We start from the raw sequence: 19,988 nt of genomic DNA on the forward strand, positions 1-19,988 counted from the left end.
TCGCGCTTAATGTCTCAGCAGCCGCAAACCGCTCAAAGTTACTAAAACTGTAGACCCTTCATGACCGATGACGCCGAGCGGCATTGTGATATTTCCGAGAAAATTAGCAGCCAACAACAGTATAATGCAACTGAGTGCAAAAACAATGTTTTGCTTGACCACATTTTGAGCGCGCCGCCCCAAACTAATTGCTTTAGCTAATTGTTCTAACTTGTCCGCCATTAATACGATGTCAGCAGTTTCTAAAGCTACGTCGCTTCCGGAAATCCCCATTGCAATTCCTACGGAAGCTTGGGCGAGGGCGGGGGCGTCGTTGATTCCGTCTCCTACCATGGCGACGGTTTGATACTGGGTTTGCAACTTTTTAATTAGGTGCACTTTGTCTTCGGGTAAAAGTTCGGCGTACACTTCATTGATTCCTAATTGACGGGCGATGTATTGGGCGGTTTGCTCGTTGTCACCTGTCAGCATGATGATATGTTCTACGCCTAGTTTTTGCAGGCGTTTGATTGTGGCTGCTGCTTCCGGGCGAACTGTATCTGCTACTGCTATGATACCTAAAAGTTTATCCTCTTTTGCCACCCAAACAACGGTTTTTCCTTCGGCTTGCAACTGATGGCTGACTTCTGTTAATTCCGAAGTTGCTCTGACAAAACCTGCTTTACCAATGGTAATAATTTGATTGTTGACTTTACCGACAATTCCTTGACCGATTTTTGCTTGTACGTCGATCGCACTTGACAGCGGTAACTGTTGCTGCTTGGCAAATTCGACAATTGAAGAGGCGATCGCGTGTTCGGAATGAGCTTCCAAAGCCGCAGCCAATTGCAGAACTTCTGTTTCAGTATATCCGGCTGCTGGTACAATTTGGATAACTTGCGGTTTTCCGGTGGTAAGGGTTCCAGTTTTGTCAAAGGCGATCGCCCGAACTTGACCTATTATCTCTAATTGCGCGCCGCTTTTAAACAAAATCCCCTGTCTCGCGCCGTTAGCAATCCCCGACAGCAGCGCCGGCATAATCGAAGCCATCAGCGCGCAGGGAGATGCAACTACTAAGAAAATCAGCGCCCGATAGATGGTGTCTTCCCAATTCCAGCCCAAAATAAAGGGCGGCAAAGTTGCTAGCAGCAAGCCTAAACCGACAATCAATTTAGCATAACCGCGCTCGAAGTTTTCCACAAACTGCTGAGAAGGTGGTGCTTCTGTTTGCGCTTGTTGTACCAGCCTAATCACTCGCTGAATTAAACTGCTTTCTGGACTTTTGTGCACTTCCAATTGTAGCGCGCCCGCACCGTTAATTGTGCCTGCATAGACTTCATCGCCCCTGGTTTTTTCCACGGGCATCGATTCGCCCGTAATTGAGGCTTGATTCACGGCGCTGTAGCCTTCAATAATTATTGCATCGGTGGGGATGATTTCTCCGGGCTTGACTAAAATACGATCGCCAATTGCCAATTTGTCGATCGCAATTTCTCGCTCTCCATCGTACATTAGCACCCGCGCAGTATCCGCAGTCAAGCTCATCAAACTGCGAATACTCCGTTCAGTCCGCTGCATAGCATAACCTTCCAGCGCGCCGCTAATTGCAAAGATTAAAATTAAAACAGCACCGTCCACAATTAAATGATATTCTCGCCGCCACAGCCCCAAACCGGCCGCGCCCAAAGCAGCAACAATCATCAACAAATCTACATCTAATTCGCGTTCTTCAAATAGCGTAGTCAACCCTTCGCGGGTGCTGGAATAGCCGCCGATTACGTAAGCAGCGGGCAATATTAACACCGCTAAGCCCAGCCAACCGACTTGTAGGGCGATCGAACCCAAAATTACTAGAATTCCGCACAGGGCGGCAGTCACAGCATCGGGATGTTCTTCGGCGAGGCGCGACAGGCGAGAAATGGGGAGGGAATTGGGAGTCATTGGAGAAGTTTGATTTGGTAGAATGACTCCTGCATCGTAAACCTTGACATTAATGTCAATGTCAAGCTTTTAATCTAAATTCCCTGCTGGTAGCCCAAGGGCACTGCGGTTTCCTGTATTTCGGGCGATCGCAAATCGCGATCGACTGTCGGTAAGGTCGATCGCACTTCAAACAAACTCTACCCTGAAATCTATCCCAATCGGGCCATCAATTCATCAGTCGATAACTGAGGCAATTCTTCCAACAACAACGTCAATTCTGTCATAGGTAAAGCCAACAAATTCGCAACCAGTGTAGGTAAACTCTCGCTAGATTGATTTAACCGCAGTGCTAAGACATTCTCTGCTAACAACCTCACCGCTTCTTGCTTGCCCGCCGCATCCACCGCGAGCATAGATATTCCCAGTAAAATCACCGTAAACTCGGCAGCCGGTATCCTGGACACGGGAGAGAAAAACGCTATCATCAGCGAATCTAACTCTCCAAATCTCGCGCGCATAAAATTCTCTAAAATTAAGCGCTGTTGTTCTTGTCTTCCTCGCTCTAATCCTCGCTCTAATCCTTGTTCGATACCTTGTTCGATACCTTGTTCCTGTGCCGCTTGTAACTGTTCTTGAAAAAGAGGTGCGATAGTCATAATTAACTCCCGGTCTTCTGTTTCTATGGGCTGTTCTAAATCTGCTACTAGGTTTGATTGCAGTCGATATAGCAATTCTAACGTATTAGTTCGCAGGGGATTGTCTGTCGCTAAGGCGCTTAACTCGGCAACAGCTCTTTCCTGCACCTTTCCTTTGCCCAAAATCCTTAGCCACAAGGTTTCGGGAGTTTTTGGCAACTGATGAATCACCACAATTGCCGATCGCATAGATTCCCCCAAAAAATAAATTCCGGGCATCCAATTGGGCTCATCTGGTTGTGCGCGAAACCCGTTTAACAGCGATTCTGACGCTGTGGGAGTGAGAATCCACAATTTCGGAAAATCATTTTCGTTAACTCGAATATTGTCTCTTCTGGCTTCTCGCTCTAATTCGCTCTGAATATCAAACAATTTGCTGATGCAACCGACAACTTCCCTGATAGTTACCGGGTTGCGAAATGGTTCAAAAATTGCCGTCGCAGTTGCTAGTCTTCCCAATAATCCTAAGTTTTCGATATGTTCTGGGATTGTGTTTTCATAGGTAAAGTAAACATCGATTTCGCGCACTTCGGAAGTGACATCGCGACCGATATTGACTGTTCCTAATGGAGACAGCATCTCTTCTAGGTATTCTTTGGCAAAGCGATCGTGAATTAATCGCGTCATTGGGTTTATTTTTTTGATTTTATCTTGACTGCACGAGTTAATTTTATCATACTTTTAAGCAATATTTGACCAGTTTTAGGGATTATTAATAAAGCGAAATATCTGGTTTGTATAAGTTATTTTATTGTTAGTATTAAATTAATAAAGAGCCGATTTTCAGATATTTATTTTCATTTCGAGGCACGAAGCAATCGCAAATACTTAGATTGCTTCGTGCCTCGAAATGACACTTATAGACGTTTATTATTTTGAACAATTACAATTAAACGTTATTATATAAAAATTACTTTGCATAACCCCGCGCCGGACACGGCAATGCCGTTTTTCTACAGATATTTGGTACAATTTAGAATATTTAGTCCTCGTTTTCAGAATTGGTATGATGCAGCAACAATATCTGACAATCAAACAACTTACTGAAGCGGTAAAAGGCACAATTACGCCTCGGATGGTGCGGCACTATCACGCTTTGGGGCTGCTTTCTCCGCCAGTGCGATCGACCTCTAACTACAGACTGTACACCCGCAGCGACGTGCAAAGACTCCAAAGAATCGTCGCACTCAAGCAGCAAGGCTTTCAACTGTCTCACATCCGCAAACTTCTAGAAACAGACGCTGAGGCTTCCGCAGACGCGGTGATGGCGACTCTCCAACAGCAATATCTGTCGGTAATTCAGCAGATTGTGCGCCTGCGAGAAACGGCATCAGCACTCGAAGGATTGCTGGGACGGGATATCTCCTGTCAAGCGGTACAAGCGAGCGCACTGGCTCAATTGAGGGTGTTGGAGGCGGAAACTGAGGGGGGTTTGGGACAGTTGGAACAACTTTGGGATGCTTGGGATGCGGGGGCGCACACTCACCCGGAGGCGTTTGCTGAGTCATTGCAGCATTTGTTGCCGGATTTGACCGATCGCTCGGAAATTGAGGTAGACTTGCTGTCAAAATTGGTGTTAGCATCCGGAGATTGTTCGCTGCTGCCGTTTGTGAAGTTGAGCGAAACGGCGATTAAATCGGCGCGGTTGGCTTTGAAAAATCGGTGTCAAATTGTGGCTGACGTGCCTCCTGTTTTTGCGGCTTTGGATGGCACAAGATTGACACATTTGGGAACAAGTATTACAACTTTAATTGACGACCCGCACATCAATGCTGCGGCGGAAGCTGAACAGGAATTCTGGCACGAGCGCGAGTGGTTTGAAAAGTTGTTGAAATTGGAACCAGGATGTATATTAGTAGTAGGATATGCGCCGTCTGTGCTGATGGCGGTTTGCGATGCGATCGCGAACGGGCAACTACAACCGGCTTTGGTAATTGGAATGCCGATCGGCTTCAGTCATGCTCCGGTGGCGAAACGTCGGTTAGTGCGATCGGGAATTCCTTATATTACGACGGTGGGGACTTTTGGCGGCGGCTTGTTGGCGGCGGTTGCTTTGAATGCTTTGGTTGAGTCTTTGATTGCAAAGCCGAATTGTCATTGTCATCTCAAGTGAAGATGGGATTTAGGTTTATTGTGGCTTAATTTGTATTTTGCTGCTTGATCTCAATTCCGGGTGCGCCACAATGATATCAAATCCGCGCTTCATCGTCCGTCCCGGTAAAGTGGAGTCAAGCTGCAAACAAGTATCAGCGCAATTTTCAGTTTTTCAACTCACACTCAACAATCATGTCTGAGTGCAAGCGGAAATGACATCATAGCCGATTTAGTTTCAATCTTTGATAGGGATTTAGGTTTTTTGCAGCGCTTGTACTTTGTTTCAATCCCCGATCGGGATTTATGGTTTTTCTCGCTACATTGTCCGAGGCGAAAGCCTTCCAATAAAGGGCTTCAACCCACTTTCCGCAGGTCTTAACATAAAATCTGGAATTTTTGGCTGAAAAATGGCTATCTTCCCTTCTCTACAAGCGTTATAGTCACTGCATAGAAATATTGATTTTCGTTGAAAATTATTTTTGTACGATCGATTTTTTTTACTTCTTAAGAACATTTATCAAATTAAATCTCTAGAATGACGTTTGATCGTCAAAATACTTTTAACCGTGTTAAGAAGTGCGGAATGTGGGTTTCAAGCCTTATATCGGGAAATAGGGTTTTTCCGGCATCGCTCGTGGCAATGTGTCAGCGGCAATCATGTGTTTCAATCCCTGATAGGGTTTTAGGGTTTTTCCGGCGTAAGCCGGAGAATTTAGCAGGCGCAGATATTCTCTGTTTCAATCCCTGATAGGGTTTTAGGGTTTTTCCGGCTGCAATTTGCTACTTGCTCTGGATGCAAACTCGACGTTTCAATCCCTGATAGGGTTTTAGGGTTTTTCCGGCATTATGACTCTCCTGAGAATCTCCGTCCCCGTTTATCGGAAAGTTTCAATCCCTGATAGGGTTTTAGGGTTTTTCCGGCTGAGCAGCTTGAAGCAGCAGAACACCAAAACGAAGGTATTAGTTTCAATCCCTGATAGGGTTTTAGGGTTTTTCCGGCTTAAGTTTTTAGGCGTGGAAGAATTGGATAGGATAATTGTTTCAATCCCTGATAGGGTTTTAGGGTTTTTCCGGCAACTTAGAAATCAGAGAAGGATTTGCTTATTCGGCGTTTCAATCCCTGATAGGGTTTTAGGGTTTTTCCGGCTTCAATGCGGTGTATATGTTTGGTCGGATTCAGGGTTTCAATCCCTGATAGGGTTTTAGGGTTTTTCCGGCTAGAAGGTCAAACTTTTCAGCTTTGTTATATTAATCGTTTCAATCCCTGATAGGGTTTTAGGGTTTTTCCGGCTCGCAAGCTCGGCCAATATCCCCACCAATCCGCTTCAAAAGTTTCAATCCCTGATAGGGTTTTAGGGTTTTTCCGGCTGGAGACCCTAGCAGCAACGCCGAAGCGATGGCATTGAGTTTCAATCCCTGATAGGGTTTTAGGGTTTTTCCGGCGTGGATGCTAGCACGATCGAAACACAGGCAACTTTCCACAGTTTCAATCCCTGATAGGGTTTTAGGGTTTTTCCGGCTAGTGCGATCGATATCACAGCAAGCACTGCTGTAGTTTCAATCCCTGATAGGGTTTTAGGGTTTTTCCGGCACGACTAAAAAATCAGCTAATAACTAAGCCTCAAAGTTTCAATCCCTGATAGGGTTTTAGGGTTTTTCCGGCTTGGCTTTCTTCTATTATGAAAGGAGCAATTTAATGTCTGTTTCAATCCCTGATAGGGTTTTAGGGTTTTTCCGGCTCACTTTTGCTATCACTGATGGCATAATAACTGAGTTTCAATCCCTGATAGGGTTTTAGGGTTTTTCCGGCGTTTTTGGCGCCGGCTTGGCACCTTGGGCTGCTCGAACGTTTCAATCCCTGATAGGGTTTTAGGGTTTTTCCGGCCTTGGAAAATTAGAATCTGCTATCGACTGTTTTGATGGGTTTCAATCCCTGATAGGGTTTTAGGGTTTTTCCGGCTGTGGAAATCAATGATTAGTCCATTGCCGTGTTTGGTTTCAATCCCTGATAGGGTTTTAGGGTTTTTCCGGCGCAGAATTATCTCGCCGCTGTCAACAGTTGCGATTGCGGTTTGTTTCAATCCCTGATAGGGTTTTAGGGTTTTTCCGGCAGGTTTTGGGTAAAGACTTTGGATTTTTAACTTTGTTTCAATCCCTGATAGGGTTTTAGGGTTTTTCCGGCGCTCTCTGATATCAGCGACAATTGCGGGAAGATCACACCACAAGTTTCAATCCCTGATAGGGTTTTAGGGTTTTTCCGGCTCAGGCTCGTAGCGTCCGATCGCTTCTAATATTTGTTTCAATCCCTGATAGGGTTTTAGGGTTTTTCCGGCTCGATCAAGGCGACGCCTGCATCGACTTGCACAGTTTCAATCCCTGATAGGGTTTTAGGGTTTTTCCGGCATGAGATCGTGGTAAGTGGTAAGTTTGAAATCGATGTTTCAATCCCTGATAGGGTTTTAGGGTTTTTCCGGCGCAATTAAACTCGCAACAATTAGCTAGCGCTCAGCAATTAGTTTCAATCCCTGATAGGGTTTTAGGGTTTTTCCGGCGGCATAACCAGGGCGCAGCCTTTGCAAGTGTTTGCCTAGTTTCAATCCCTGATAGGGTTTTAGGGTTTTTCCGGCGCGTTGATAGCCGCTGTATACTCCGGATCTCGCGTGTTTCAATCCCTGATAGGGTTTTAGGGTTTTTCCGGCTATATCGACCATATTCCACGCGCTAGCAGTGTTTCAATCCCTGATAGGGTTTTAGGGTTTTTCCGGCTATAGTTAGATAAGCAAACAAAAGAAACGAGAGGTTTCAATCCCTGATAGGGTTTTAGGGTTTTTCCGGCTCTTCAGCGGCGTGTTTTTGCTGCCTTAGCTGTTCAGTTTCAATCCCTGATAGGGTTTTAGGGTTTTTCCGGCCTTTAATCATTATCAAAGCCCTGTCGGTTTTCCATTGTTTCAATCCCTGATAGGGTTTTAGGGTTTTTCCGGCTAATACTGAAATCATAGCACAAGATATTCAGTAAAGTTTCAATCCCTGATAGGGTTTTAGGGTTTTTCCGGCTCTAAAGGCAAGCTTGCGATTAGGCAGATCGGAGTTTCAATCCCTGATAGGGTTTTAGGGTTTTTCCGGCCTTCAGCCAAAGCCTTGCTTGTATCGGTTTATTATCAAATGTTTCAATCCCTGATAGGGTTTTAGGGTTTTTCCGGCGTTAGAGCAAGCAGGAATCGGAGTTCGATCGGCTCAGGTTTCAATCCCTGATAGGGTTTTAGGGTTTTTCCGGCTTCTTAAATTAGTCCAGTCAATTATCCAGTGAGCGTTTCAATCCCTGATAGGGTTTTAGGGTTTTTCCGGCAGGGTGTCAAGGGTATCCGGATTAATTCCCAGAATTCCCAGTTTCAATCCCTGATAGGGTTTTAGGGTTTTTCCGGCGCGCGATCGCCATTGCCGAAACCGCCAAACCGCCAGTTTCAATCCCTGATAGGGTTTTAGGGTTTTTCCGGCGGATCTTTTCTCTGGTAGTTAACATCAATTTTTCTGTTTCAATCCCTGATAGGGTTTTAGGGTTTTTCCGGCAGTGGAATGCCTTGTGTACAAGCGACTATTGCCAGGTTTCAATCCCTGATAGGGTTTTAGGGTTTTTCCGGCATTCAACGGTCACGCCGGATGATTTATGGTTAGCTTGTGTTTCAATCCCTGATAGGGTTTTAGGGTTTTTCCGGCGCTAACGCCTCAAGAGTATCAGAACTGGCTTAGTTTCAATCCCTGATAGGGTTTTAGGGTTTTTCCGGCGCTCTGTACCAACTTCTCGATCTGTACATCGGTTTTATGTTTCAATCCCTGATAGGGTTTTAGGGTTTTTCCGGCACTTTATGTCCGGGAGAATCTAAAAAGTTTTTTGTTTCAATCCCTGATAGGGTTTTAGGGTTTTTCCGGCTTAAAGCAGAATTCCACAACTAGGACGAGCTTTATGTTTCAATCCCTGATAGGGTTTTAGGGTTTTTCCGGCTTATGGCGTAAGTGCTTGGGTTATTAGTTGAACCGTTTCAATCCCTGATAGGGTTTTAGGGTTTTTCCGGCCACTTGTGTCCAGTTCGCCTCTTCGGTAAGGAGCAGGTTTCAATCCCTGATAGGGTTTTAGGGTTTTTCCGGCGAAATCGTCCCAGAAGAAGAAGCAGATTCTAAAATTTGGTTTCAATCCCTGATAGGGTTTTAGGGTTTTTCCGGCCAGCCGGAGTAAAATTTGTCTGGGCTTCAATCATGCACGTTTCAATCCCTGATAGGGTTTTAGGGTTTTTCCGGCTCAATATGTTCAAATTGCACTGAATAACAATCCTTCGGTTGTTTCAATCCCTGATAGGGTTTTAGGGTTTTTCCGGCTTTTAGAATCTGCTAATTCAGCAATATACCGGGTTTCAATCCCTGATAGGGTTTTAGGGTTTTTCCGGCTCAAGGTTATGAAAAGGTAAAAGCTCTGGCAAGTTACGTTTCAATCCCTGATAGGGTTTTAGGGTTTTTCCGGCCATGTCTGTGCCATTAAAAGCAATAAGAGAAGAACTTGTTTCAATCCCTGATAGGGTTTTAGGGTTTTTCCGGCTCAAGTCAGCGGCGCCGCCAAAAGATCCGGACAGTTGGCAAACTCCCGTTTCAATCCCTGATAGGGTTTTAGGGTTTTTCCGGCCAGGCTGCAATTGCCATATCGGATTTAAGAGTAAAGTTTCAATCCCTGATAGGGTTTTAGGGTTTTTCCGGCATTCCGAACAATTCTGCGCTCACAGCTTAGCAGTTTTGGTTTCAATCCCTGATAGGGTTTTAGGGTTTTTCCGGCTCGGGAAAATATTCAATATATCGTACGCCCGATTCACTATCAGTTTCAATCCCTGATAGGGTTTTAGGGTTTTTCCGGCTAATAACGCAATAACAGGCGAGGCTAATTGGATTGGTTTCAATCCCTGATAGGGTTTTAGGGTTTTTCCGGCTCTAGTCAGCAAAATTAGCTAATAGATAAATATGGGTTTCAATCCCTGATAGGGTTTTAGGGTTTTTCCGGCCCGCAGAACGAGCAGCAAAGGAGCCGCGCCCAGGTTTCAATCCCTGATAGGGTTTTAGGGTTTTTCCGGCCAGCCTAAGAGTTTTTCGCTGATGTGGGGGTGCTTGTTTCAATCCCTGATAGGGTTTTAGGGTTTTTCCGGCGCTCGATCGATTCGGCTAGAGCCGGGAGATTACTTCGAGGAGTTTCAATCCCTGATAGGGTTTTAGGGTTTTTCCGGCTTTGTAATTTCATTGTTAATCCTAAGTTTTAAATCATTAGGTTTCAATCCCTGATAGGGTTTTAGGGTTTTTCCGGCTGTGGATGTGCCATTAATTGTCCATCAAACGATCGGTTTCAATCCCTGATAGGGTTTTAGGGTTTTTCCGGCTATACACCACTTGTGGGTGTATAAATAAATTGTCCATCCGTTTCAATCCCTGATAGGGTTTTAGGGTTTTTCCGGCTGGAAGGGTAGAGGATGCAAAAGAAGTCACTATGAATGTTTCAATCCCTGATAGGGTTTTAGGGTTTTTCCGGCGAAAGCGAGCCATTTGAAAGCCCAATAGCTACCTTGTACGTTTCAATCCCTGATAGGGTTTTAGGGTTTTTCCGGCGTAGCCGGATGGTTTGTTGGCTCAGCGTCGGGCTTGTTTCAATCCCTGATAGGGTTTTAGGGTTTTTCCGGCCCCAGTGGTTGCAGCGGTTGCTAATGTATTGAAAGGTTTCAATCCCTGATAGGGTTTTAGGGTTTTTCCGGCTCAGTCCGGCTTCAGCAATCTGACCTTGAATTTTAGCGTTTCAATCCCTGATAGGGTTTTAGGGTTTTTCCGGCCGTGTTCAATGTATCGTATTGGTCCAGACAATAGTTTCAATCCCTGATAGGGTTTTAGGGTTTTTCCGGCTCGTTGCCGATTTACGATCGCCTACCAGTGTAAACAGTTTCAATCCCTGATAGGGTTTTAGGGTTTTTCCGGCATAAATATTTAAATAATTATTGCACATTTGCCTTTTTTGCGTTTCAATCCCTGATAGGGTTTTAGGGTTTTTCCGGCTCGATTTAGAATCGATTTAGAATCGATTCGTATAGTTTCAATCCCTGATAGGGTTTTAGGGTTTTTCCGGCGCAAACAAAGTCTCCCTTCTGTCAATAAAAATGTGTTTCAATCCCTGATAGGGTTTTAGGGTTTTTCCGGCGCAAAAGCGCAACTGGTTGCGCTTCTTGCAGAGAATATGTTTCAATCCCTGATAGGGTTTTAGGGTTTTTCCGGCAATAAGCCTTTCCATTCTCGCGCTTTAACTTCAAGTTTCAATCCCTGATAGGGTTTTAGGGTTTTTCCGGCCCGAAGCTGCTTATTTTCCTTCATGGAAGAAAGGGGAAGATGTTTCAATCCCTGATAGGGTTTTAGGGTTTTTCCGGCTGGATTTTAGGCGACGGGTGGGCAATTAAAAGCAATTGTTTCAATCCCTGATAGGGTTTTAGGGTTTTTCCGGCGGCCCGTTGCAGAAGCCTTGCTGTATTTGGTTTTCAAGGTTCAGTTCCGTGAATCTAAAACAAAAGTACCATTTGGGCCTTCGACTTGTCAATACCGAATTTTTCATATTCACTCCAAAGCGTTATCCTATAATACTTTCAGATTTTCCGTGAATCGTTTTTTGAGACAGAGAGCCTCAAACTCTTGCAGCACACACATTGTAGCCCCAAAATTTAACACCTCGATTTTTACAGCTACCGATTCACGGATTTTCCCCCCAAAACACACATCAACCCGATCACCACTTCCCCAGCGACCCCCAAACACCACCCGAAATTACCCCCCAAATCGCCCCCAAACCAGCCCCCACTAGCGCACCCACGACAGGAGCCAACTGCACCGACACCCCACCGCTCAGAGCCGGAAACACCGCACACACGATCGCCCCCAACAAAGCACCCGCAAAAGTCCCCAAAAAACTACCCCAAATTGAACCTAAAGCCGCACCGCGCATTCCCGAAGGCTGAAACGACACAGGTAACTTCGGCGCAAACCCGCAAACACCCAAGAAAGTCCCTGAAACGATACCCCCAATCGCACCCACACCCGCCGCCACGATCGCCACACCAAACAACAAACCCCCAAACTCGATCGCCGGCCGCATCTGCCCGTTATACTGCTGCCAAACCACCCACCCAATCCCCAGCAAAACACCAGCCCAAGTCCCCAAAAACGCTCCCCAAACCGCTCCCAAAAATGCCCCCCGCCGGCCCCACACTCTCCCGATCGGCAGCGCCAGAGGAGGCCCAAAACTTGCCCAAATACAGCCCCATGCAGCACCAACCCCCGCGCCACAGCCGATCGCCTGCCCGATCGCCGGATTGCCATTAATCGCCCCAGACACCGCACCCGCGATCGCCGCCAACAAAAAAGCCCCCCAAGTCGCCCCCGCCAAAACTCCCCCCCACTTGCGCCAAATCTGGTTCGGCGACAAAGTGAAAATACCCCACATCATCCCAAAAAAACTGCCCCAAATCGAACCGACAATGATTGCGCCCAAAATCGGGCCGCCACCTTCAGCAATTACCGAAGCTATCGCCACCCCCGCAGCCAAACACAAACTACCCCAAACACCGCCCCAAGCAGCATCCTGAACAATACGCTCAAACTTGCTAGGGGGAATCTGAGGCGCCGGAGTCCGACTCCGAGAAGGAATCGGTAGCATCGGCAGTTGATAGTTGCCCAGTTGGCGCGGCAGCCCCGTTGAGGGGTGTTGTCTGCGCACTGCGGTCTCCCTCACGACGGGCGGTGGTTGGGGCTTTTTACGCTTGGTTTTGGCTGGCTGCAAGTGCAATCCGTTGCTGACAGCCTGCCGCGAAGGAAACGGATCGCGGCCTTGGAGGAGTTTTGCCCGATCGCACCAAGGGCACCGACTCTGATGATTTCCGTATTTGTGCTGAGAGTTTTTGCTGCAAGTAATTAGGGAATCTTCCGCTTCCCGAAGCGCATTCACCCAAGTTTTCGCATCCGGGCGCGCCGACGGATTGCCGTGTCCTTCCTCAAAACAGCGGACAAACATCTGCCGCAGCCGCGGATGCAGCATCTCGAAGGGTGGCGCTGCGGGCATCGGGCGGTAGGGTATCCGCTTGGTACCGCTGGGAAAATGACCCGATCGAATTCTCGCTTCCAGAGACGGCGGTTCGTCGCTACCGAGATAAACTCCCGAAAACGGGTGCGTACCTTCCATCAACAATTGAAAAATTAGTACCCCTAAACCGAACAAATCGTGCTCTGGAGTTCGATCGATATCGCGGAAAGTCTGGCCCTGCAATTCCGGCGGCGTAAACTCGGGTTTCCCCACCGGACACCGATAAACGTAACCAGTATAAGGATCGCGCACTTGAAACGAATCGGTATCTACCAGCGTTACCAACGCCGTATCGGTGACTAGAATATTCGACTCGTTCACGTCCCCAATCACGTAACCCCTGACGTGGAGGGCATTTACCGCCGAGGCGAGATTTCTGGCGGTGCGGTGGAGGTAAAGATAGTTAAATAGGGGTTTTTGTTCGCGCCTGGTTTTGGGAGTGTAGAAAGTGTGTATCGGTAAGGCTTTCTTGACGCGCGGCATCACAAAGCCGACGATTTTTTCGCGCCCGCCGACAGTATGTAGCAAATCGAGCGGCCAAGCTATTGAGGCGTGTCCCGGTTCCGCGATCGGCGCATCCGGCGGCATACTAAACATGACAGTGAGTTTGTCGCCGTCTTCGTCTGTCGGTTTGTGGTAGATTTTTGCTACAAGGGACGAGTCTTGGGCGATCGGGTAGATGCGACCTTCACCGCCGCTGGCGATCGCGCTGTTGCTGTCGATCGCAATCAGTTGTCCGCTAAATTGGCGCTGCAACTGCATAGAATTCCGTTAGGGGATAGAGGATTTGGAAGTCAACAGCACTCAATACATTTGACCTGTAAAACAACCATTATAAGGTTCGATCGTTCGGACGGAGAGTCCGCATCCAATGAGAGAGGACTCTCCGTCGGAACGATCGAACCAATTTTATTGTGGTTGTTTGTGGGATGAGCCCGAAAGCCCGTCCTGGAAAACTCAGCAACATATAAGATGCCTGTTCCACAATAGTTCAATTTTGCAATTGTGCTGAGAGTCGATCGGCATCGATTCCCATGTCTCGGAGTCTTGATTCTAAGGCTTGCGATCGCGATCGTTCTTGTTCCAGCAGCATTTGCGGCTTGTTCGGCCCGCGCCTCGGCTTGCTGGATCGGTCGATCGAGTTCCCCAAAATCCACAAACTGTTCTTGGTTAGCCCCGAACATTTCCAGTTTTGTTTCTGGTAATTGAAACCGCACTCCCAGTCTCGAACCGATCCAACCGTCCATTTGTTCGTTAGCGAAGCCCTCGAAGAGGATCGCTTCAAATTACGAATCAACCAGCAACCATCCTGTCAGTTCTAAGGTTTGCGGGTCGTACAAATAATATTCTTCCACACCGTAGCGTTCGTAAAATTGAAATTTTTAAATCATCGGAGTAAGACGATTTCCCGGCGACCAAATTTCAAAAGCGACTTGCGGTGCAATATTCCCTTCATTCCACTGTTGGTAAGAACCTCGATATCCTTTTGGTCTGCCAAAAACTGCCATCACATCTGGTGCTTGGCAAAGTTTATTATTTCCTTCCACCGGATACCAAACCAAGTCACCTGCTACAAAAACATTCGGGTCATTTGCAAACAGCAATTCTAAGTTTTCTTTGATCCAAACGATTAATCTAAACTGATCTGTATTGTTTGATATCGGTTCGCCGTTATCGTCGGGGTAGATGACATTTGATTTTTCGGGAGATTGCAGTTTTGTAACCATTGCTGTTTTCCCCATTTTTTTTATGAGTTAATTTTAGTTTACCGAGAAACTTTGGTCTGAAGCCTCCCCCTAAACGGGGGAAATCAAACAAAATGATTCATTGCTGCAATCCTCTGCTATCGATGGAAGAGGTAGCTGTCAACTGTCACAGGTCAACTGTCACAGGTCAACTGATGAACCGATCGCCTGCTTCCTCTTCCAGTTCGTCAACTGCGGTTGTGATGAAGTTATCCACCAACCAGTCCCGCGTGCGCGAGAAATTGCTCTGCAACTCTAGGTAATGACTGCCTAATTTTGCCTTAAAGTCTTTGGGAAAAATCTCTTTAGCTACTAAAAGATTTTTCCAGCGAGTTAGCTCCTTGGCGTTGCGTTCGGGAAAACGGTTGTACAAATAGTCGATCGCGATCGCCTCTAGAATATCTGCACCGAGGATTTCCCGCCGTTTTAGCTCGTTTTCCGCCGCATTTTTCGGCTGTTGAGTTCCCTCTAGGTGTGCGCCGACAGTTGTTGCAATCGACTGCTGGATCGGCCAGTTTCCCGCACGAAATAAATCGCGATCGAACTCCAAGTAAATCGCGCCAAACAAAGCTTCAAAACTCTCGGATAAAAATCTATTGTACTCGCTGCTATCTGTTACTAGAAGCAACTCGCTGCACCAACAGAGTTCGTTCAATTTAAAATTACAAGCTAATTCTGCCAGTTTTTCCGGTTCTGCTAAACTCATTTTTAAGTTGGAGATAGCCTCCGCATCTAGCTGGGGATATTCGCGGTAGAGGTAATCGGTAACAACAGCACCGAAAATCGCTGCGCCTAGGAGTGACAGCCGTTTGTGCTTCACATCTTGCTCGGATGCAGAGTGGTAGGAAGGACGGCTCAAGGCGATTTCCAACAGTTGGGTTTCCCCAAAGTCCGAAAGGTCGATCGCGGCTTTGACTGCTTCAACATCTACCTGTTTAATTTTTCTATGTTCTAATTCTTCTTCATATTTACCCCATTTTTCCAACCAATCACCGCCTGCATCTTCCACATATAAATCAACAAAATCTACCCCGTTATTTATCCAATCATCCTGCATTTTTCTGGCAGCTTCCAGTTCTTCTAATACTTTTTGTAAGTTGTTTTCAACGGTGCTTGTACCTTGTACTGTCATAGTATTGATTTTGATGTAATTTGATTTTATTTCCAACAACTTCACCACGATTCAATCAAATCTCTCTTCAATTTATCCCGAGTTGCTAGTTCTTGCACTCTGATTGATTGTTTTGATAAATATTCTCGTTGCTTAGCGAAGAATTTCCCAGCATCTCTATCTTTCGGAGGGTGCACTCAGATGGCACTTTACCGCTATTGATTGCTGCGGTAAACCTGGACATTGCTTAACATTCGTATCGATCGCCTGTTGCCGCAGTTTGCCAGACACCTCCGGAAAACAGAAAATTGCAGGAAATATCTTGACGCAGCCTGTCCTTTTGCCTGAAGCAGTCTGAGGTTTAGGTTGGTCGCCTTGTCTGGAATTATGCAATATGCGAGTTATTCAAAATTTCTTGTTCACCGAGTTTTTAGCAGTCGAAGTATTCTCAGCAGCAGATCGGGTGAATTTATGGGAATTTGAGGTAACGACCTGCGGGCAAATTATCACTATTATATAATGCAATGTTAACTAACTGGTTCAGGAAATTTGCATCTTTCGTATCATAACTTAAAAATAGTCCTCTGTCAATCCCCCAACCTTGAAGAGTTTGTTGCCATTTTTGATATTTTTGTTCTGAAAATTCATCAGAAAGAGTAGTGACTTGAATGCAGAGGGGCTGCTGTTGGCGGTTGCTGACGATCGAATCGGTAGCCATAGAAAGATCGGCTACATAGCGATACAAAACACTGCCTTGGCGTTCGACTATCCGGGCGGCGATCGCACGAATGACGCGATCGTCACCCGGATCGAATTTACCCGCCTTGAGTTTTTGTTTCCAGATATAAAATTTGCGATCGTTTTCACTCAGCCATTTAGGAAATAAATAACTATACCAATACCTTTCACCAGGAGTCATTAACTCAAACGCCGCTTGTCGTTCTCTTTCCGAAGGTAGAGATTGAACCGCCAGCCAAACCTGAGAATCTCGGATAAGCTGTAGCAAAAAAGCCATCACAAATTTTTTAGCAGTTAGCGAACCGGGTCTAACATCTTTCACCCAGCGATTGATTTCATCCAATCTTCTCGCCAAACTCGGATCTATTGGATCTGCTGCGCTAATCAGGGAGTTGAGCTTATCCTTAATCTCTTGTGCTTGCAAGTGACGACCTACTGTACAGATTAAACCAGAATTGTTGACACCTCGATTTTATTATAGAACCGTGCCAATTTTTCGCTGCTCGCTCGGTTGAACGTATTAGACTTGTTGCAAAATTAAAAATGGGGAAGTTTTAACCCCAACTAAACGCCGATTGACGCAGATAACTGTTCGCTGTAATCGATTAATTTGAAATTTTACTTTACATCGGAACTCGCAAAACTTGCTAACAATAATGTTAAATCATCATCGGTGCGTTCGGACACGCGGGGCGATCGCAAAAACGACTCTAACTGCTCTTTTGCATCCGCATCTTCCTTCGCTTCGCCCGAAAACCGAAACAACGGCGCAAAAAACGGCCCGTGGGGCGTACCTTCGGGGATTTTGAGAGCTAGCATTTGCAAGCCGTCGGAAAACACCGCCAAGTGCCGCAGCGGTTCCCGCATTACCTGAAATTGCGCTGTTTCGATCGCCTGAGGCGAAATCAAAAATATGGTTTCATTGATATATTCGCCGCAGGGAGGTACAGTCAGGGCGATCGCATTTCCCGCACTATCACCCGCCACCGCCGCACCATCGCCAATTTGAGCAACCGCGATCAATTCCGGCGTAGCCACAACCGCAATTAAAGTGCAAGCTAAATCCCTCGCCGCCACTTCGCGGGTGGCGGCTTCCGCTTCCACAGCCGCCCGCGCAACTTGCAGAGAATCTGTGAAAAATACCTGCCATTCCTCATCACTTTCAGGCTGCAAATCCTGTTGACAAATCGTTTCCACAACCGCTTCCACAGCAATTTTTGCCCCCACTTCTGCCAGTGCAGCCGAACCCGCGCCGTCAGCCACTGCTGCCACCAAAACACCGTTAGACAAGACGCGCCAACAGTGGGCATCTTGACAGGGTTGCGATCGTTTTTCGTGGCTCGTACCAGTCACCGATGCCGCTACAACTTGCCAATTAAATAATGAATTATCCATTAATAACTCTTGTATTCAAAACTTCGTAAATTCAAAACTTAGTGTGGGCGATGGATACCTTACCGCTTACATGGGGAGGAGAGGAGAGGGCGGGTTTTGCCATTTTTTTAGTCATTTGTATCATAAATCCTTCGCTAAACCCGCCCCTACAAAATGCCAACTGCCAACTGCCAACTGCCAACTGCCAACTGCCAACTGCCAACTAACAACTGCCAACTGTCAACTGTCAACTGTCAACTGACTAAACAGTTCCCCATCCGGGCGGTGGAAGTGCTACTTGTTCGTCAATTTTTGAGTGAGAAACTCTCTGCATACTAGCCGACAGCCAGATGAACATCTCTCGAAAATCTAATCCTCTCAATTTTACAGGAGTGCGCTCGACAATTTGCGCCAAACGCGAGATATTAGCACCTTCGACTCCGACTGCAAAAAAAGCCACGCGCTTGTTAGTTTCTTCCTCTTTAATTCGCTGCGCTGCTATTTCCACCACATCGTCCGATTCGCCTTGCGGTTCGCCGTCGGTAATCATAAATACCCACGGGCGATAATAGGTAATCCCGTTGTTGCGATATTCCGATTTGCGGGCGGCGATGGTGTCTAGTGCTAGCTGAATGCCTGCTCCCATGTGGGTTTGTCCTTGAGCTGTCAGCAGCGGTGTCTCGAACTGATCGGCGGTCACGAATTCTTGCACGACTTTGATATTATTGTCAAATGAAATAATCGCGACTTCGACTCGCTTTTTAGCTAGTTCGTCTTTAATTAAATCATTCCTAAAAACTTCCAGCCCCTCATTCAAGGCATCTATGGGTGCGCCTTGCATGGAGCCGGAGGTGTCCAGCAGGAGGACGCAGGGACACCGGGGCTCTGGGTTTTCGGCAAATTCTACGGCTTCGTCTAGTCTCATGGTTCAGGATTGACCTTGGAGTGGCTCGGTTTTTAGCATTGTTACTTTACTCTATCAACTCAGTAACATATTTAAGTGCAACTTGCTAGGGCGATCGCATTTTACCATTTCAGTGAAATATCAGCATCAAATATCGGTGTCAAATATCAGAAGGGCGATTCACGCTCCCGATAGCTTCGCTGGCGCGTGCTTTTGTTCATCCGCCCTCATCCGCGTACCCTTCAAGAAGGCGAAGCGCCTACATCTACGGTCAAAAAAACAAATTCATTCTTGTCTGTGCTAATATAGACTAATAGTATTCCTGCAAAATAAGGATAAATCTTATGATTGCAACAGTCACACAAAAATTGACCTTTGACCAATTCCTTGTAGAATGTCCAGAAGATGGACTCTATGAACTGGTAAATGGAGAAATTGTAGAAATGAATGCCACCAGAAATCATGATGATGTTGCCGATTTCAGTGCTGACTCGTTTAAAAATGAAATTCAACGCCTTAGCTTAAATTATGTTGTGAAGAATACAGCAGTTATCAGAACTGTAAGTAAAGCTGGAATTGAACAAGGCAGAAAACCTGATGTAAGTGTAGTCGATCGCGATTTGTGGCGATCGAACCGTTCTGCTTATTCAGCCTTACAAGAACCAATTCAATTGGCAGTAGAAGTAACCTCGACAAATTGGGATGACGATTACATAGACAAATTGGATGAGTATCAGCGCCTCGGGATTCCTGAGTATTGGATTGTCGATTATTTAGCAATTGGCAGTAGGGAATTTTTGGGTAATCCCAAAGTTCCAACTATATTTGTTCACCTTTTGGATGCAGAAGGCAACTATCAAACAACTGCATTTAAGGGCAGCGATCGAATTGTATCTCGGACTTTCCCAGAATTAACGTTGACCGCAGAACAGGTGATGAATGTTTAAATTAGGTCGATCGACCTAGCTCTGTTATTATCTATAAAAAATCACTGCAAATATGAAAACTGTTTCCGAACAAAAACCTGTTAGTCCTTGGAATTACAAACCTTGGTGGTGTCAGCCTTGGTCGATTCTTTTAACTGGTACGAGCCTGATTTCCGGTAGTTGGTTTTTGTTAAAAACTGTTTGGATAACTGTTTTAGTGGCAATTCCTTTATTGGCTTGGATGGGATTCTTCTTGTTGGTTTGGCCGAGGTTGATGATGTCTGACCCAGTTTTGGATTCCGACGCAGATTAAGTTTTGGCGGTGCGCACCCTGCGCTGCGGGTAAGGTGTGCTGA

Annotated in this window: 10 protein-coding genes, 1 pseudogene and 1 CRISPR repeat array; of the genes and pseudogenes, 3 read left to right on the forward strand and 8 right to left on the reverse strand. The window is 46.2% G+C overall.

Features of this window, described 5'->3' with window-relative positions; all coding sequences use genetic code 11:
• Window positions 1-6 precede the first annotated feature (6 nt).
• On the reverse strand, window positions 7-1,920 hold the full coding sequence (locus QT974_RS07100; protein ID WP_333467816.1) for a heavy metal translocating P-type ATPase: 1,914 nt from the start codon (window positions 1,918-1,920) through the stop codon (window positions 7-9).
• Window positions 1,921-2,111: 191 nt separating this feature from the next.
• Window positions 2,112-3,224: a flagellar assembly protein H gene (locus QT974_RS07105; protein WP_333467817.1), complete on the reverse strand. Its 1,113-nt coding sequence runs from the start codon at window positions 3,222-3,224 to the stop codon at window positions 2,112-2,114.
• Window positions 3,225-3,603: 379 nt separating this feature from the next.
• On the opposite strand from QT974_RS07105, the gene QT974_RS07110 reads away from it, so the two are divergent.
• Window positions 3,604-4,710, forward strand: coding sequence for a precorrin-8X methylmutase (locus tag QT974_RS07110; protein WP_333467818.1), 1,107 nt, complete (start codon window positions 3,604-3,606; stop codon window positions 4,708-4,710).
• A gap of 642 nt (window positions 4,711-5,352) precedes the next feature.
• Window positions 5,353-11,206: a CRISPR direct-repeat array (repeat unit 37 nt; unit sequence GTTTCAATCCCTGATAGGGTTTTAGGGTTTTTCCGGC).
• Window positions 11,207-11,484: 278 nt separating this feature from the next.
• Here QT974_RS07110 and QT974_RS07115 read toward each other — a convergent pair.
• The 6 genes and pseudogenes from QT974_RS07115 to QT974_RS07140 form a co-directional block, all read right to left on the reverse strand.
• On the reverse strand, window positions 11,485-13,596 hold the full coding sequence (locus QT974_RS07115) for a DNA-binding protein (protein WP_333467819.1): 2,112 nt from the start codon (window positions 13,594-13,596) through the stop codon (window positions 11,485-11,487).
• Window positions 13,597-13,825: 229 nt separating this feature from the next.
• Window positions 13,826-14,561, reverse strand: a pseudogene (locus QT974_RS07120) (Uma2 family endonuclease).
• Window positions 14,562-14,727: 166 nt separating this feature from the next.
• Window positions 14,728-15,711: a ribonuclease III domain-containing protein gene (locus QT974_RS07125; protein ID WP_333467820.1), complete on the reverse strand. Its 984-nt coding sequence runs from the start codon at window positions 15,709-15,711 to the stop codon at window positions 14,728-14,730.
• A gap of 448 nt (window positions 15,712-16,159) precedes the next feature.
• Window positions 16,160-16,852: a hypothetical protein gene (locus QT974_RS07130; RefSeq protein ID WP_333467821.1), complete on the reverse strand. Its 693-nt coding sequence runs from the start codon at window positions 16,850-16,852 to the stop codon at window positions 16,160-16,162.
• A 194-nt stretch (window positions 16,853-17,046) separates the two neighbouring features.
• Window positions 17,047-17,823: a PP2C family serine/threonine-protein phosphatase gene (locus QT974_RS07135; RefSeq protein WP_333467822.1), complete on the reverse strand. Its 777-nt coding sequence runs from the start codon at window positions 17,821-17,823 to the stop codon at window positions 17,047-17,049.
• A gap of 241 nt (window positions 17,824-18,064) precedes the next feature.
• Window positions 18,065-18,727, reverse strand: a complete 663-nt coding sequence (locus QT974_RS07140) for a vWA domain-containing protein (RefSeq protein ID WP_333467823.1) — start codon at window positions 18,725-18,727, stop codon at window positions 18,065-18,067.
• Between the two features lie 323 nt (window positions 18,728-19,050).
• Here QT974_RS07140 and QT974_RS07145 point away from each other — a divergent pair, with 323 nt between their 5' ends.
• Complete coding sequence (locus tag QT974_RS07145; protein ID WP_333467824.1) at window positions 19,051-19,653, forward strand: Uma2 family endonuclease; 603 nt, start codon at window positions 19,051-19,053, stop codon at window positions 19,651-19,653.
• 52 nt (window positions 19,654-19,705) lie between these two features.
• On the forward strand, window positions 19,706-19,945 hold the full coding sequence (locus tag QT974_RS07150; RefSeq protein WP_333467825.1) for a DUF6737 family protein: 240 nt from the start codon (window positions 19,706-19,708) through the stop codon (window positions 19,943-19,945).
• Window positions 19,946-19,988: the final 43 nt, after the last annotated feature.

Origin of the sequence: Microcoleus sp. BM001215392, assembly GCF_036700185.1 — a bacterium.
Classification (GTDB): Bacteria; Cyanobacteriota; Cyanobacteriia; order Cyanobacteriales; family Microcoleaceae; genus Microcoleus.

Coding starts and splice junctions, on each gene's coding strand:
- QT974_RS07135 (WP_333467822.1), bottom strand. CDS start 17,823: ATGGATAATTCATTATTTAATTGGCAAGTTGTAGCGGCATCGGTGACT.
- QT974_RS07140 (WP_333467823.1), bottom strand. CDS start 18,727: ATGAGACTAGACGAAGCCGTAGAATTTGCCGAAAACCCAGAGCCCCGG.
- QT974_RS07105 (WP_333467817.1), bottom strand. CDS start 3,224: ATGACGCGATTAATTCACGATCGCTTTGCCAAAGAATACCTAGAAGAG.
- QT974_RS07145 (WP_333467824.1), top strand. CDS start 19,051: ATGATTGCAACAGTCACACAAAAATTGACCTTTGACCAATTCCTTGTA.
- QT974_RS07115 (WP_333467819.1), bottom strand. CDS start 13,596: ATGCAGTTGCAGCGCCAATTTAGCGGACAACTGATTGCGATCGACAGC.
- QT974_RS07125 (WP_333467820.1), bottom strand. CDS start 15,711: ATGACAGTACAAGGTACAAGCACCGTTGAAAACAACTTACAAAAAGTA.
- QT974_RS07110 (WP_333467818.1), top strand. CDS start 3,604: ATGATGCAGCAACAATATCTGACAATCAAACAACTTACTGAAGCGGTA.
- QT974_RS07100 (WP_333467816.1), bottom strand. CDS start 1,920: ATGACTCCCAATTCCCTCCCCATTTCTCGCCTGTCGCGCCTCGCCGAA.
- QT974_RS07150 (WP_333467825.1), top strand. CDS start 19,706: ATGAAAACTGTTTCCGAACAAAAACCTGTTAGTCCTTGGAATTACAAA.